Genomic DNA, 14,414 nt, shown 5'->3' with positions numbered 1-14,414 from the left:
ACAGATTTAAAACGTGAACAAACTGAACTAAAGGGATGGTCTTTTACGATGGAAAAGCGAAATGGACATCACCAACGGATGTGAAAGACAAGATAACAAAGATACAAAACATGGAAGAGTATTTGATAAAAGCTGAATATGAACTAATAAGTTTAAGTAATATAAAAGAAGAAACGATAATAAACATGAAGAAGGCACTAGGAGTAATCTTATTAACGGACAAACCAAACGTAAGGATAAAAAACGCAGAAGAGTTGATAAAGATGATAAATGAAGATATAATATCGAAATTGCCGAAAGAAGAACAAGAGAAGTTTGAAAAACACAGGAACGCATTCTTAGAATTGCTTAGAAAGAGGACAGATTACAAAGAGATAGAAGAAAGGTACGAAGAGCTAAAAGAAATGGAGGTGCCAAAAATGTTTAACACATTAGAAGAGATAGCAAAAAAAGATAGAGAAAAAGCTAAATTGGAAGGTAAAGTAGAAGGAAAACTTGAAGAAAGAAGAGAAGTAGCTATAAAGTTATTAAGTAAACGATTTGGCAGACAATTAACCACAGAGATGAAAGAAAAGATAAAAGAAGCTGAAGAAGCAAAAATAAACCAAATAATCGACAATATATTTGAAATAACAATAGAAGAACTAAAAGAAATATTGAAATAATGGTAGCAGGTGAAACACAATCTGATATTTTTGGATAGCTAACAGGGCAAAACCCTTTTCCATTTCCTCATAGGTTAGTTGCGGAGTAAAATGGAAAAGGCTTTTTTCCTTATGGGCAGGCGGACAAACTTTGCATAATCGGGCACACTTTTCGTTTAGAAAGTGTATCATTTATATATTTTTGTACAATTTTATAAATTTTAATTTTTAAAACTTCACTATTCATAATTTTTTCATCAATAGCTCTCGTTAATTCAATTCCAATTTTTTGATTATCAAACTCAACTATGAAATCAGGAGATTCGCTACATTCTAATTGATAATTTTTTGGAAAAAGATCCTCATCAAAAATTTTATAATAATCGCAGAAAAAATCTTCTAATAGCTTAAATTCTTCTTTTTTCTTATCGTTTATTTTTTATCACCCCACTTTGTAGTAGCAATTCCCATACTTTTAAGCGTTTTAGAAAGTATCGCGACAATTGGTCCAACAGATGGTGCAATTACTAAATGCAAGTATACCTTCCTCTCACACAAGTCCTATATAAGGTTCCTATAAAATCAAATAAATTTCACCTTTTTGGCCTTTTTTTACTTCATAAATACTTTCTCTTCAGCATTTGCTACGGCTATTGATACCAAGTTTCTCTTCTATCTTCCTTACTTGATAGGTGAAGGAAGAATAACTTCCTTTGTATCCTTCTTCACAGATGAGTTCGTATATACGTCTTTTGGTTAACTTTTGGTTCTTGGGTTGCTTTGAATTGTATTCTAACAAGTGCTTGATGCGTTTTTCAAAATCTCCATTTACTGGTTTATCTCTATCAACGCTCATATGATACTTCTGTTCTGGGTTCTTGAGGGCTCTTTTAACCGTCGCTCTGTGTATCCCCATTTCTTTTGCTATCGCTCTTTGACTTTTGTGTTTGTTAAAATACAAAAATCTTATATAATTGTATTGTACCTTCTCTATCACCTTCCTTGAACCCCCTTCGGGGTGTTTCCCCCTGTAAAATTTTTTGTTCAAATTTATTATACAGGATTTGTGCGATAGGGTGGTACACTTTTCGATGAATAAGTGCAAAAAAATTGGTTAGATTATAAATCGATGTCTTTAAAATGATACCCTTTCCTTCAACCCAAACATTCTTCTTTGACTTAACAAAAGCATTCTCGCAATCTACAAGATGAACGTTCTTCAATAAAACGGGCGCAGTGTGAAAAGAAACAAACCCTTTTCCTTATGGTTGAAAAGCTGGGAAAGGGCACTAACAAAGATCCTTTTCCTTATGGGCGGGCTGCGGGGAAAGGGCGCTAAAACTCATTATACAGAAGTTATGTGATAAAATAGCATACCTTCAAAAACATATGGTATAATTAATTTTGAACAAACAAAATCTATAGCACAAAGCGAGGCAAAAGATGAGCGAATTAAACAACCCACACGATGCTTTCTTCAAAAAACATTTTGGTAACAAAAAAATAGCTCAAAATTTCTTAGAAAACTATTTACCTTCTGAGATTACCAAAGTACTAGACCTAAATTATTTAACCAAAGAAGACAAAAGCTATGTGGATGAAGATTTAAAAGAAAGCCACTCAGACATGTTGTACAAAACAAGGATAAATGGACAAGATGGATACATATACATTCTGTTTGAACACAAAAGCTACAATGATCCGCGTGTACTTCTACAACTTTTAAAATACATACTCAGAATATGGGAAGAAAAATACAACATCAAAACGAACAAATTACCTATAATAATACCACTAGTAATATACAATGGAGAAAACAAATGGAATATAGAGACGAAGTTAATAAATCTCATAGAAGGAATAGAAGAGCTACCAGAAATAATGAAACAATATATACCTACTTACCAATATGAGATATATGATTTCTCACCAGAAGAAAAATTAGGTATAGTAGGGTTAGCAAATTTAAAGGCGATATTACAAACGACAAGAGTGGCAAGAGTAAAAACAGGAGAAAAGTTTGACGAAGAATTAATAAAGGCGTTTGAATTTCTTGTTGGGATAAAAGACAAAAAGACGTTTGATGAATTGTTTGAATCGTGTATGCTTTATTTAATGTATACAAGGGACGATATAAACATAGAAAAGGTAGAAGAAGTAGCGAAAAAAGTAATGGATGAAAGGGGTGAATTGATAATGACAATAGCTGAAAAGTTGAAGAATGAAGGAATGGAAAAAGGTAAACTTGAAGAAAGAAAAGAATTAATAATTGAGATTCTAAACCAAAGGTTTGGAAAAGATATTGATAAAAAATTAGAAGAAAAGATCAGAAAAGCAAATGAAGAAACCATAAACCAAATAAAGAAGAACATTCTAAGCATAACCATAGAAGAACTAAAAGAAATATTGAAATAATCTTTTTTACCAAATTCATTAAACAGGATTTGTGTGATAGGGTGGTACACTTTTCATTTAGTAACTTCAAACGCTATCTAAAAAAAGATAGTGTTTTATTTATGCCTTAGATAAATCCCCTTCAAAATTTTATAAACCACATAAATTACCAGAATTATTATATTAGCAAAAACAGCTCCTGAAATATCTATAAGAACATCATTCAATGAAGAACCTCTGCCAACAAACTCTTGAGAATATTCATCTAATGCAGCTATAAGTGCTGGTAAAGATACTCCAAGTAAAGTCCCTATCAATAATCTCTTTGAATACAAATATCCAAACAACCAAGAAAACACACCAAGTATAAAATAAATTCCAAAATGCGCACTTTTTCTAACAAGTGCTATGGAATCAGCATATTGATCTCCAAGCCACAACTTCTTTAAAAATACTTCTATCTCTCTAAACCATTTTGTATCTGAAAAATCAAATACATTATCTATTGATTTAATAACATTATAGACAAAATAAGATTGATTTGAAGATTCCTCTGGATTTCTTGTTCCAAAAAACAAAATAACTCCAACCCAAAAAATTAAAAAAATTAATGATATTAGTATATATTTTCTTCTTTCCATATAATCACCTGTTTTATTCTATAACAAAACCACCTCAAATGAAACCCCCAAAGTAAGTTAGGTGGCCTAAGATGGACAGGATGCAGGTCGGAACCTTCTTACTCCCCCGAGTTTAAGGGACCGTAGGGCCCATTCCTTAAAAATGCGTGGGGAGCGTGGTGAAAGGGGTGTTAACAAAGCTCCTTTTCCTCACGGTTGGGGAGCTGGGTGAACGGAATGCTAAAAAACTTTTTCCTCATGGGTGGGGAGCAGGGTGAAAGGGGTGCTAACAAAGCTCCTTTTCCTCATGGGTGGGGAGCGGGGGAAGGGCGCTATTTTCTCACCTGCTAGCAACCCTCTCCTTCACTTCTCTCAATAAATCAATCCCCAAACCGAACACATATTTCACCTGATCTCTATACACAAACATAACAACAATCAAACCCAAAACAGCAGACACAACCTGAAAAACCATATTAATACCAAAAGTGTTTATAAAAGCAACGATCACAAAAACAAACGTACTAATAAAAAATTTACCCAAATGGTAATTCACAGGGAACAAACTCATAGATATAAACGTCCTCATACAAAAGAAAACTATATATGACACCCCTGTAGAAAATGCTGCACCCTTTGCACCATATACAGGAACAAGCATCAAATTCCCAAACACGTTAACCCCTGCTGCCACACTTGCTATCAACATATGCCAATATGTCTTTTTCATAAAATTGATACCAACAACCGTCACTTCAGACACCGTTTGCATAATAGGCATCAAAATCAAAAAAGAGCTAATCCCAGCAGCTTGCCTATAAGAACTTTCTAAAAGCAAAAATATCACGTCTTTAAACACAACAATCAGCAATCCAAATACAAACATTGCAGCAGCAATAAACACAGAAGTCTTCTCAAAAATCCCCTTACTCTCAGGCTCTTTTTCATAACTCTCATAAGAAACGGGAGTCCAAAAAGTAGTAAACCCCACTTGAATTAAATTCATCACCGCAACCACTTTGAAAGCAGCAGAATACAAGCCTATCTCCGTAAAATCAGAATAATTTCTTAAAGCCAACCTATCTATCGACTGAAAAAGCCAAGTAATTAAAAAAGTCGGAACAAAAGGAAGCCCATATCTTACAATTGCTTTTATCGATTTAAAACTGACCTTGAACTTCCCAAACCACAATTCCCTTTCAAAAAAGATCGCTAATAAAGCGGTAACTATATGAGAAAAAAACAAACCAACAATAACAGCATAAAAGCTTCTTGAAACGAATAATGCATATAAAATCGTAAAAACCGCATTTGTTACTCCGTTTACTACCCTCAACGTAGAAAAAGCAATACCTCTTTTTTTCATCCGAACAGCAAGAGTGGAAAATCTCTCTAAAATACCAATTAATATGGTAACTCCCAACAAAAAAATCGGAAGAAAATGAGTATAATCCCCAAAAAGAACAAAAGAAAGCTCTCTCCAAAAGATACCAATTACAACAAAAACCACAACGCCTATACTCAAACTAGGCAGCAAAGAATCCCAAAGTAAATCCCTTCTCTTATCTTCAGACCTTTCATAAAACATCCGAACAAAACTCTGATCCGCCCCAAGAAGTGCAACATTGAGAAGTAAATTGAAAGCCAAAGTGAACATCGACGCCCTACCAAACTCTTCTGGGATTATAAGCCAAGTGGTAATAGGAGTAGTGATGAAAGAAATCAAAGCAGCTATCCATTGACCTATTGAAAACTGAAAAAAAGATTTAATAAATTCTCTCTCTTTAGGCATTACTTCCTCCAAATCTATTTAAGACTTCATTATACACCTCTATTTCCTTTTCTACAATACTCTCCCACGAAAAGCTCAAAGCCCTTTTTCTTAAATAACTTTCATCAATTGGATTTTCTAACAACTTTACAACCGATTCAGCAAACCTTTTTTCAAAGTTTTCCCCTTCCTCGACGACTATTCCTCCATCTCCAATTGCCTCAGGTATACCTCCGTTACTGCTACCAACAACAGGCACCCCACACCCCTGTGCTTCTATAATAACAGCTCCAAATCCCTCATTCCTACTTGGAAGTATCATCACATCCATAGCATTCATATAATAAGGTACCTCTTCATGAGAAACACTTCCAACAAATTTAACCTTCAACTTTCTTTTCTTACATTCGTTTTCAATATCTTCTCTCAACTCACCATCTCCAACAACTAAAAATTCAGCATCGTAGATTGAAGTTATATAAGAAAAAATATCGGGCAATTTATCTGCCCTTTTTACTTCCTTTAAACCACCTACAAACCCAACAACCTTTTTAGACAGCTCCAGTTCTTCTTTTATTTTTTCTTTATCCAAAGGTTTAAAGATATCTGGTTCGATTCCGTTGGGAATAACAACAGAATTCTCACCAGCATATCCAAATGATTTAGCTTTATTCAATAAGGCATTACTCACGAAAATAACTTTGGCAGCATTTTCTAAAACATCAACGTACAATTCTTTTGCCTTAGGCATCGCTAAGTTTATATCGCTACCATGGCATGTAACTACATACGGAACACTTAACTTTTGCGATAACAGTTTTGCAACTAATCCAGCAGGTGGTTCATACATCCCATGTGCGTGGATTATATCAAACTCATTATCCTTAATTTTATCAAACAGATCCTCTGCAACTTCTTTTGAATCTTTAATTTGATTATTTTTCTTCAATACTCTCGAATTAAAGACATCACCTAAACTTCTACTAAAAGACGCATATTTATATTTTACACCATCGACTTCATAAAATGAATCAGTAGAATTTACGCTTGGTATAGAAAGAATCTTTTTCAAAAGTTTTATTCCAAAAGAATCTTTAGAAATAATACCATAAACATCGAAGTTTATATCAAAACTTTGTAGAGCTTTAAGCCTATTTGTTATGAAAATTCCACGTGCAGGATTATGAGAAAATGGCAACAAATTTGTTATGAACAGTACCTTCACTATTTATCAACTCCGAATGTAATTACAGTTTCAATATCAAAAAATCAGAATGCTTTTCGTTTATTAAATGCAAATGCCTTGACTATTATTCTGATTTTATTATTGTCCTTTTGATATTTCTGTGAATCCTCCATCGAATATAGCAACTTTAAAAATGTTTTTTTGAAAAGATCACCATCAATAAGGTCGGGATTCAGTATAAAACTTAGTTTTTTATTTCTTTGTTATTTTGATCTTCTGTATCTATTTCTGGTGTTTCTTCCAAATTCAAATCTTCCAAAACTGCTTCTAACAAATCTGTATCATCCCAATCTGTTTCTGCTATTTCTTCCAAATCTACTAATTCCGAATCTGTTTCTGTTAAATCCATATTTATAAGATCTGGTTCCTCTATTTCTTCCAAACCTTTCTCGGTTACTTCTAATAAAACTTCTACCCAATATAGGTACTGGCCTTTTGATAAAATACTGAAGCCATCTTGCGCCCCTAGTTCTTTTACTGCGCCTTCCAAGAAATAGATTCTACCAGGTTCTTCTAAATACCATTCTAACAGTCCTCTTGCAAAGACATTAGTCAAACTTTCTGCACAATCTTCCGGTTCGGCTTGTACATATCTTAATTGGTCTTCAATTTCTTCAATAGGTATTTCCGCTTCATCTGCTATATCTAAAATTTTGTCTAAAGCTTTTTTGTAATCCGCCATGCTTGCCCGACTGCCATTCTGGATGTTCAATTGTAAATTATCTAAAACTGTTTTTTTGAAGTCTCCAGCTTTCATTACTGTTACCTCCTTAATAATTTATTTTTACTGTCTTCAGAAACTCTAAAACATGCATTGTAACTAATTTTTAATGCCTTCAATATTATACTTTTACCTCCTCACTGTATAATTTATTTGATACCACATTTTTATTATCTCGTAAGAAGGTCATTCAATTGTCATCATACGGTAACTCTTCTCAACTGTACTTCAATTTCGTCTACTCTGATTATATGAAAGAACATTCTGAATTTAAATATCTCCTCGATTTAATCGATATGATCGATTGGTCCGTTGTCCCAGATTTCAATAATAAGATGGGCAGAACAGGTACTCCCTTCGGGCTTTGCTTAGAGCTATCTTTGTTCAGAAGGTCAAGGATTTGGTTTCTTTTTTTAAGTTTTTCAAAGAGCGCTTAGGATAATTTCCTAATATTTTAGCTCTTTTTCTTATTGCCTTTACTTATTTTACCTTTTTTTAGTTGTACTTTCTATCTATTTCTGAAGAGGGTATTTTGTGTTTGTTAAAATACAAAAATCGTAAAATTCTTTTTTCAAATCGCCTGCTTTTTAATTTTTTAATCGTCGCTATTATCTATATTTTTTATTTTTTCTAATTCTTTATCATGTTCATCTCTTAGAGAATATCTATCTTCCCCTATCTTTGTTAATCTATTATATAGCACATCAAAAGAATTATTTGGATTATGTAAAAATAGGCTATACGTATTATCCAACTCAGGTAAATATGTTTCTTCATTTTCTATTATTCTATAAAGAATATCATGATCGATAATTTTTAAAAGATTTGTAAGGATGATATTTTTTCAGTTTTCTAACTTCACCATGATATTCTCAAGAAAATAAAGTATTATCTGAAATTAAATATAACAAACTCGCTAATGTCAAAAAAAAGTCATTTGCACTATAATTTTTTGGCAAAATAAAAAAATCAATTCTAGAAAAAACATCTTTTTTTACATTAATTATATTGTCCTTGGGTATTTCATCTTGAATTTTTTGAAATTTTATTGAATTATCAAAAAAATTTTTAGGAATATATAAGCTACAAATTGGAAATGGAAACAATTTATCGTTTTTAATTTTACCTTCATGTCTTATTTCTAAATCTTTTTGATTTTTTTGGTTTTTGAGATTTATAACTGGCATTTTTATATTTCCATTTTGATTATAACTAAATCCATGCCAAGATACCTTATAAATCGATTTTTTGAACTTTTCTTTATGATTATCTCTTTGAAAATACAAACTATCAAAAGGATGATTTTTTGATTCCATCCATCATTATATCTAATTCCCCGTCATAAGAATCATATTTGTCTTTATCTGGTTCTTTAATTTTTAATCGAAAAAGTATTTTATTATCTCTAACAACATAAATTTTATTGTGGTCAGAATTCTTTATTGAAAATACCAAATCAGCATTCATATTATCACCACTAACAACTAATTCCATGTTCCTCTAGATAAACCATTTTTGTAATCTACAGTACATTCTATCCAAATAGATTGATGTTTATATTTTATTGGGTTAAACCTTATCCTATTAGAATTTGCAAAATTCAAGGCACCGATACTTGATTGACCTTTCAAGGCCGTATTAAAAGGGAACGCCATAGAAGAGGTCTAAGGATTAAGGCAGATCCTTAAACAATACTAAAGCGAGGTGAAACAATATGATCCTAACTATCATTACAGATTACAAAATCAAGAACTGAGAGCTCATGGCAATTATACAGCAAAAAATATTAAAAAGAAAAAGAACACATTAGATAATATTAAATGTCCGTGAAAAAGATTGGTTAGATCATAATTCGATGTCTTTTAATTTTGCTTCATATTTTTATGATCTTCAATTATTATTTCAATGCATTCATCATTTCTATACATTTTCATAAAACTAAAGGATATCCCTTACGATAATTCCATATCTATTAATACTATAAATAGTTCCTCCACTATTTAAATTTGAATTACCCCCATCGATCCCTCTATTTTCTATAAAGCCATAACTAAACAAACTTTCGAGAACATCTTTATCAGCAATAGAATCAACCGTAGAAATAGTATCTTGATTTGAAAAACTTTTTAGCGCAAATAAGTCTTTATAATAACTCCTATTAATCAAATAACTAATTCTAAAAAAATCTCTTTCATTTAGTTTTTCCTCATTCTTTATTTTTTATCAACACATTTAAATTATAACTTATAGGGAAGCTACCTTTTTAAAAGCCAATAACAAAAATTAAAAGAAGAGTTCAGATAATACGGCTCAGTTCAAAAGACTCTTCATCGCTATACTTATGTGTCTACCCTTGCTTCCTTTATCCTTCTTTTTGATTCATACCAAGTTTCTCTTCTATCTTCCTTACTTGATAGCTCTTTTAACCGTCGCTCTGTGTATCCCCATTTCTTTTGCTATCGCTCTTTGACTTTTGTGTTTGTTAAAATACAAAAATCGTACAATTTTTTATCCAAATTCATTATACAGGATTTGTGTGATAGGGTGGTACACTTTTCAAGAAAAAGCTAATAATCTAAAGTTCAGAAAGATAGATAAATTTGTGAATGGTTTAAAAAGAGATATTCAAGCGATTAGAAATGCTATTATATATGAATACAACAATGGACTAGCAGAAGGTTCTGTGAATAAACTGAAAGTTATTAAAGGGATAATGTATGGAAGAAGCTAATTTGAGATACTGAAACAGAAAGTTCTTTTTCTCGGGAGATAAGGATAAGGAGTGGCAAACAGTAAAATGACCTAGTATTCGGTTAGCCATGCCACCTATATAACACCAGATTATTTGTTCAAGTTTCCTTTTTTCTATCTACACCTTTGGGAAGAGAACCAAAAATAATTTGTTCTAACTTTATGAGAAAATTACGAACATCATTAGTTTTATTACTTTTAATAAAATTTTGAATGTTTTTCCTGTTTTTAAAGTACTCTTTTCTAATTTTTTTATACCTAATTGTCATATCTAACAAATTATTCAAGTCCTTATTGTAATCGAGGTCTATACCGTGGTTAATTCCATCAAATTGAACAAAATAATAATTTAAAATATCATAGGCAAAATCAATTAAACATCTAATATCCTCATATTTCACTTTTGCGGTATTTTTAATTTTTTCTAGTTTAGTAAAATCAGCATGAGCATAGTATTTATTTCTCCATTTAAATATGTTTTTGATTAAAGTTTTCTTCTCTTCAAGATCATTTTTATGAGCTTCGATTTGTTCTAATTCTATATTGTATTTTTTTGTAAACTTAGGATGGCTCTCCAAGAAATTTAAAAACTCTTTAATTGTATATTGTTGTTGTTTTCTCTTGTTAGATCCATCGCGGTTATATCCTTCGTATAATCTGCTCAAGGAAATTATTAAATCAGAAACTAAAGAATTTTCAATGACAGAAAAAAATACAGGTGCCACTTCTAATCCTTCAATTTTATTTTCTTTGGCATCTTGAATAGTTATAAATATGCTATATTTTGAATCTAATAATTTTAACTCGTCAATAAATTTCTCTCTGAATTTTTTAAATTTATTTTCTATTTGTTCCAAACACATAAATAACCACCCCTTTTATCACATTATAACTCATAAATTAATTAATCAGTGGTGGTAGGTATAATATTGCAATGTTGCTATGGCTAATCGAATACGGTTTTTTCCATCAATGGTTAGATTGATTAACCTCAGGGGATACAATGGATAAAAATCACTTAAAAGAGGATGAGAAGGATGGAAGAAATAGTTAATTTGTTAAGTGAGGACTTTAAATACGTTAAACATGAGATATCAGGAGATAGAATGATGATTTGGATGAAATCAGCTAAGAAAGGAGTGATCTGTCTGTATTGAGGTAAGTCAACTAAAAAAGTATATTAGCTGTGAATTGATCGTTCAGATGTGCCCAGTTGTTGAAGCATAATAAATCTCGTAAATGAATTCAAACAGATGTTGAGATCAAAAAACGTTGAAAGAGTTGAGGATCATAAATAGGATTCAATAATTAGTAGAAAGGATCAGCTTGTTATAATATGAATTTTATTATGATCCTTTATAACCTCTTGTTAATAGTTTTTTTGTGGAAATTCTCAATTTGTTTTCTATTCGTTGTCTATCTTTATAATCAATTGGATGTAAAGAACAATAATCAACGACCATTAATTTCGATACTCTTTCTGCCAATTTAGAAAAATCCTTTTCTTTGATCCTTACCGCAAGTTCATTAACTTGTAAATTTTTATTGTACCACATTAAAATTCCATGTTTTACTAAAAAAGATACCGGGGTGCCTACTTCATCGCAAACTTCCTCCTCAACTTTAATCAATTTATCGGAACCCAAAGAATGGACAATCTTATTAATAAAACCGTACACAATAAAGAAGTTTAGATTCCAAAAAATCATTCTTGCCATTTTTTTCAAATCTTCTCTATTTAATTCCTTTTTCTTTTCATCACTTTCTTTTATAATCTTTTTTAACCTCACTGATATAAAATCAATTATAGCCTCCTGTCCTTCTTTATCTTTTATTAAATCAAAGAAACTAGATAAAATTCTCAAATGAAGATTCATCCCATCCAAAAATATCTCTTCCAGTTTCGTTTTTTCTAATGAGCCTGCTCGATTTTTGATAATAGTTCCCATGACTTCTACAGTTTTGATAGCTCTTCTTAAATCTCTTCCTAAAGAATCCTCTTTATCGCTATTTTCTTGTTCTTCAGCGTTTTGAGATAGCTCCAGCTTATCTTGCGTTCTTAATCTTTTCTTTCTTTCCGTTTCAGGTGTTGTATCAACAGATGGCAAAGATGGTTCAATAATTTTGTCTACTTGCTCATCAAAAAACTTAACTTCATCTTTTATCAATGTTGCGGGTTCATATTTGTCAAATAAACCTCGCACATTACGTTCAACTGTGCATAAAATTCCGATATTTTTAGAATGATGAGACATGAAAACCGCAATATAAGCATTTTCATTTACGTGAAGATTGTTCATTATTTTCTCTATCTCTTCCTTTATCCCTTCATTTTCAAGATGATCAGCGAGATACTTGGCTACAAAAAAGTAATAAAGATAGGGATATCGAAATGAGTAATTATTAAAACTATCTGTTGAAACTATTAGACTTAAGTTTTTAAGTAAAATTTTTTGGTCTATTGGGAGATTATATTTCTCCAAATACAACTTCATAAATGAGGTGAAGTCATCTGGAAATAGTTCATACTTCTTTTCTTTGTAAAAATAGAAGGCAAGTTCTGTTAAGAAATTCATATATGTATCAATTTCATCATTTCTTACGCCCTGCTTTCTCAGATAAAAGTATATAAAAGCCTCATAACAATAGCCCTGGGAAGTTATCTCCTGATTAAGTGGAATTGCCAAAGTTTCATAAGTAACTATAGCAGATAAAATAAAAAACGGATATGCGGGCATAATCTTTTTACCAATTGTCTCTCCTAAAGTTGAATCTATAAGTTCTGTAGTTCTGTCAATATCCCTGTAATCAATATCTCTAATTTCTTTATCTGTTAATCTCCTCCATTTTTTAATTAATTCATTTCTCAAAGTTGGTTTAAATTCGCTTATTTTAAAACGAGTAAATGAGGCTAGAAGTTTTTCATCTTCAATGTTTAAACTAAAGATATCATCGACAATGAGGATACAGCGAGGATATACAGATAAATCTTTAACATGTTTTTCTTTATTCTTAGCAAAATGGAAATCGTCTATTATTGGGATTATTCGTTCTTTATCAATTTCATTTATATCAAACCCGTCATCATCATATTGTTTATGAAATGACTCCAATATTTTATTTTCTATGCGTCCTCTAAATTGATCCTTTTCATCAGATATATATACAGGAACAAAATTCCTCTTTCGTAATTCCTTAAACATCACTTTACATAGCGATGTTTTGCCCGATTGATTTTCTCCTGCTATAACAATTCTTGGATAATCTAAAAGCTTTTTAAATAATTCTTCTGAGCTTATCTCTTCATGTTCTCCTAAATCATTAAATTTATCTAAATCAGGGGGCATAAATATATCATCTAATAAAACTCTTTCTTTTTCAGAATGTGCGTTGGTTAACATCTCTGTATCCTGCAGAAAACTTTCGAATTCTTCTGTTATCTTTAAATTCTTGAATTTTATTTCTTTCTCAATTATCTTTTTTAATCCCTCGTAAACACCAAGCCATGCTTCGTCTGGATCTTCAAACTTTGAAATAGGTTTTCCGTCAGCAGGCAAAGCAAGTAATTTAGAAATATCTTCTTCATCCAACCATTCACAAGAAGACAAAATAATTGGAATAACTGAAATTCCTTTCTTTTTTCTCAATTCCAAGGCTTTCTCTTTTTCCTTCTTACAGCTTGGCGAGGAAAGAAATTCTTTAGAGATAAACAAGCAGATAATGTCTGCATCCTCTAAATTATTATTAATTTTATTCTGAAAATCTTCCCCTGCTAAAATTTCTCGATCATACCAATCCTCTATTAACCCATTGTCTTTCAGTGTGTGAATATGCTTTTTAAATTGATCAATATAGGACTTTTCATCATGATGTGAATAGCTAATGAAAAGTTTTAATTTCTTATTCTGTTCCATAGCTCTACCCTCCTGTCATTATTTTAATCTCTTTTTTGAAACTTTGAATTACGTATTTTAACCAATTTCTAATGCCTTCAAGATAGTTGAGAATAATATATTCGCTGGTAAAGAACGGGAAAAAATATAATCCTAACTATCATTATAAATTACAAAACTATCATTACAAATCACAAAATCAAGAACTGAGAGTTCATAACAATTATACAGCAAAAAATATTAAAAAGAAAAATAGTAACCTGAATAAACAACAACCGCTACTTTCAACCTAGAAGTATGGTTAAATAAAGATTTTTTTAATAGAAAATATTTAAAATCTTTTTAATTAAATAGGTGCTATGGCTAACCGAATA

General features: G+C 31.2%; 16 protein-coding genes. 5 read left to right on the top strand and 11 right to left on the bottom strand.

Going from position 1 to position 14,414, the window contains the following annotated elements:
• The first annotated feature begins 35 nt into the window (after nt 1–35).
• Complete coding sequence (locus tag AA80_RS06540; RefSeq protein WP_244903571.1) at nt 36–665, top strand: Rpn family recombination-promoting nuclease/putative transposase; 630 nt, start codon at nt 36–38, stop codon at nt 663–665.
• A 613-nt stretch (nt 666–1,278) separates the two neighbouring features.
• On the opposite strand, the gene AA80_RS06535 is transcribed toward AA80_RS06540, so the two are convergent.
• Nucleotides 1,279–1,641, bottom strand: coding sequence for a hypothetical protein (locus tag AA80_RS06535; RefSeq protein WP_103876988.1), 363 nt, complete (start codon nt 1,639–1,641; stop codon nt 1,279–1,281).
• Nucleotides 1,642–2,087: 446 nt separating this feature from the next.
• On the opposite strand from AA80_RS06535, the gene AA80_RS06525 reads away from it, so the two are divergent.
• On the top strand, nt 2,088–3,059 hold the full coding sequence (locus tag AA80_RS06525; protein ID WP_103876986.1) for an Rpn family recombination-promoting nuclease/putative transposase: 972 nt from the start codon (nt 2,088–2,090) through the stop codon (nt 3,057–3,059).
• A gap of 95 nt (nt 3,060–3,154) precedes the next feature.
• On the opposite strand, the gene AA80_RS06520 is transcribed toward AA80_RS06525, so the two are convergent.
• The 4 genes from AA80_RS06520 to AA80_RS06505 all read right to left on the bottom strand — a co-directional run bounded on the left by AA80_RS06520 (nt 3,155) and on the right by AA80_RS06505 (nt 7,432).
• On the bottom strand, nt 3,155–3,679 hold the full coding sequence (locus AA80_RS06520; RefSeq protein ID WP_103876985.1) for a VanZ family protein: 525 nt from the start codon (nt 3,677–3,679) through the stop codon (nt 3,155–3,157).
• Nucleotides 3,680–3,998: 319 nt separating this feature from the next.
• Entirely contained in the window at nt 3,999–5,450 is a 1,452-nt protein-coding gene (locus AA80_RS06515) for a lipopolysaccharide biosynthesis protein (RefSeq protein ID WP_103876984.1), read from the bottom strand.
• Nucleotides 5,443–6,654 carry a glycosyltransferase family 4 protein gene (locus AA80_RS06510; protein WP_103876983.1) on the bottom strand — a complete coding sequence of 404 codons (1,212 nt, stop codon included), beginning with the start codon at nt 6,652–6,654 and terminating at the stop codon, nt 5,443–5,445. Before AA80_RS06510 ends, AA80_RS06515 begins: the two co-directional genes overlap by 8 nt.
• Nucleotides 6,655–6,859: 205 nt before the next feature.
• Nucleotides 6,860–7,432 carry a hypothetical protein gene (locus tag AA80_RS06505; protein WP_012209109.1) on the bottom strand — a complete coding sequence of 191 codons (573 nt, stop codon included), beginning with the start codon at nt 7,430–7,432 and terminating at the stop codon, nt 6,860–6,862.
• A gap of 158 nt (nt 7,433–7,590) precedes the next feature.
• On the opposite strand from AA80_RS06505, the gene AA80_RS06500 reads away from it, so the two are divergent.
• On the top strand, nt 7,591–7,833 hold the full coding sequence (locus tag AA80_RS06500; protein WP_103876982.1) for a hypothetical protein: 243 nt from the start codon (nt 7,591–7,593) through the stop codon (nt 7,831–7,833).
• A gap of 435 nt (nt 7,834–8,268) precedes the next feature.
• Here AA80_RS06500 and AA80_RS06495 read toward each other — a convergent pair whose 3' ends face one another.
• The 4 genes from AA80_RS06495 to AA80_RS10500 form a co-directional block, all read right to left on the bottom strand.
• Nucleotides 8,269–8,712, bottom strand: coding sequence for a hypothetical protein (locus tag AA80_RS06495; protein WP_103876981.1), 444 nt, complete (start codon nt 8,710–8,712; stop codon nt 8,269–8,271).
• Nucleotides 8,687–8,863 carry a hypothetical protein gene (locus tag AA80_RS10045; protein WP_166667832.1) on the bottom strand — a complete coding sequence of 59 codons (177 nt, stop codon included), beginning with the start codon at nt 8,861–8,863 and terminating at the stop codon, nt 8,687–8,689. Before AA80_RS10045 ends, AA80_RS06495 begins: the two co-directional genes overlap by 26 nt.
• A 471-nt stretch (nt 8,864–9,334) precedes the next feature.
• Complete coding sequence (locus AA80_RS06485; RefSeq protein ID WP_103876979.1) at nt 9,335–9,562, bottom strand: hypothetical protein; 228 nt, start codon at nt 9,560–9,562, stop codon at nt 9,335–9,337.
• A 240-nt stretch (nt 9,563–9,802) separates the two neighbouring features.
• On the bottom strand, nt 9,803–9,889 hold the full coding sequence (locus tag AA80_RS10500; RefSeq protein WP_425014521.1) for a hypothetical protein: 87 nt from the start codon (nt 9,887–9,889) through the stop codon (nt 9,803–9,805).
• Between AA80_RS10500 and AA80_RS06480 the strand changes: the two genes are divergently transcribed.
• Nucleotides 9,870–10,127, top strand: coding sequence for a transposase (locus AA80_RS06480; protein ID WP_341805512.1), 258 nt, complete (start codon nt 9,870–9,872; stop codon nt 10,125–10,127). The two genes, AA80_RS10500 and AA80_RS06480, sit on opposite strands and share 20 nt — an antisense overlap.
• A gap of 118 nt (nt 10,128–10,245) precedes the next feature.
• Here the strand turns inward: AA80_RS06480 and AA80_RS06475 are convergent, their stop codons facing one another.
• Nucleotides 10,246–11,004 carry an AbiU2 domain-containing protein gene (locus tag AA80_RS06475; RefSeq protein ID WP_134080084.1) on the bottom strand — a complete coding sequence of 253 codons (759 nt, stop codon included), beginning with the start codon at nt 11,002–11,004 and terminating at the stop codon, nt 10,246–10,248.
• A gap of 171 nt (nt 11,005–11,175) precedes the next feature.
• Between AA80_RS06475 and AA80_RS10355 the strand changes: the two genes are divergently transcribed.
• Complete coding sequence (locus AA80_RS10355; RefSeq protein ID WP_280522622.1) at nt 11,176–11,304, top strand: hypothetical protein; 129 nt, start codon at nt 11,176–11,178, stop codon at nt 11,302–11,304.
• Nucleotides 11,305–11,493: 189 nt separating this feature from the next.
• On the opposite strand, the gene AA80_RS06470 is transcribed toward AA80_RS10355, so the two are convergent.
• Nucleotides 11,494–14,061 carry a TIR domain-containing protein gene (locus AA80_RS06470; protein WP_103876977.1) on the bottom strand — a complete coding sequence of 856 codons (2,568 nt, stop codon included), beginning with the start codon at nt 14,059–14,061 and terminating at the stop codon, nt 11,494–11,496.
• Between the last annotated feature and the right edge of the window lie 353 nt (nt 14,062–14,414).

The sequence above is a fragment of the Petrotoga sibirica DSM 13575 genome (assembly GCF_002924625.1).
In the GTDB taxonomy this organism is placed as follows: Bacteria; Thermotogota; Thermotogae; order Petrotogales; family Petrotogaceae; genus Petrotoga; species Petrotoga sibirica.
The sequence above is the reverse complement of the archived record's forward strand: the minus strand, read 5'-3'. Positions and strand labels throughout refer to the sequence as shown.

Coding starts and splice junctions, on each gene's coding strand:
- AA80_RS06540 (WP_244903571.1), top strand. CDS start 36: ATGGTCTTTTACGATGGAAAAGCGAAATGGACATCACCAACGGATGTG.
- AA80_RS06525 (WP_103876986.1), top strand. CDS start 2,088: ATGAGCGAATTAAACAACCCACACGATGCTTTCTTCAAAAAACATTTT.
- AA80_RS06520 (WP_103876985.1), bottom strand. CDS start 3,679: ATGGAAAGAAGAAAATATATACTAATATCATTAATTTTTTTAATTTTT.
- AA80_RS06515 (WP_103876984.1), bottom strand. CDS start 5,450: ATGCCTAAAGAGAGAGAATTTATTAAATCTTTTTTTCAGTTTTCAATA.
- AA80_RS06505 (WP_012209109.1), bottom strand. CDS start 7,432: ATGAAAGCTGGAGACTTCAAAAAAACAGTTTTAGATAATTTACAATTG.
- AA80_RS06495 (WP_103876981.1), bottom strand. CDS start 8,712: ATGGAATCAAAAAATCATCCTTTTGATAGTTTGTATTTTCAAAGAGAT.
- AA80_RS10045 (WP_166667832.1), bottom strand. CDS start 8,863: ATGAATGCTGATTTGGTATTTTCAATAAAGAATTCTGACCACAATAAA.
- AA80_RS10355 (WP_280522622.1), top strand. CDS start 11,176: ATGAGAAGGATGGAAGAAATAGTTAATTTGTTAAGTGAGGACTTTAAA.
- AA80_RS06470 (WP_103876977.1), bottom strand. CDS start 14,061: ATGGAACAGAATAAGAAATTAAAACTTTTCATTAGCTATTCACATCAT.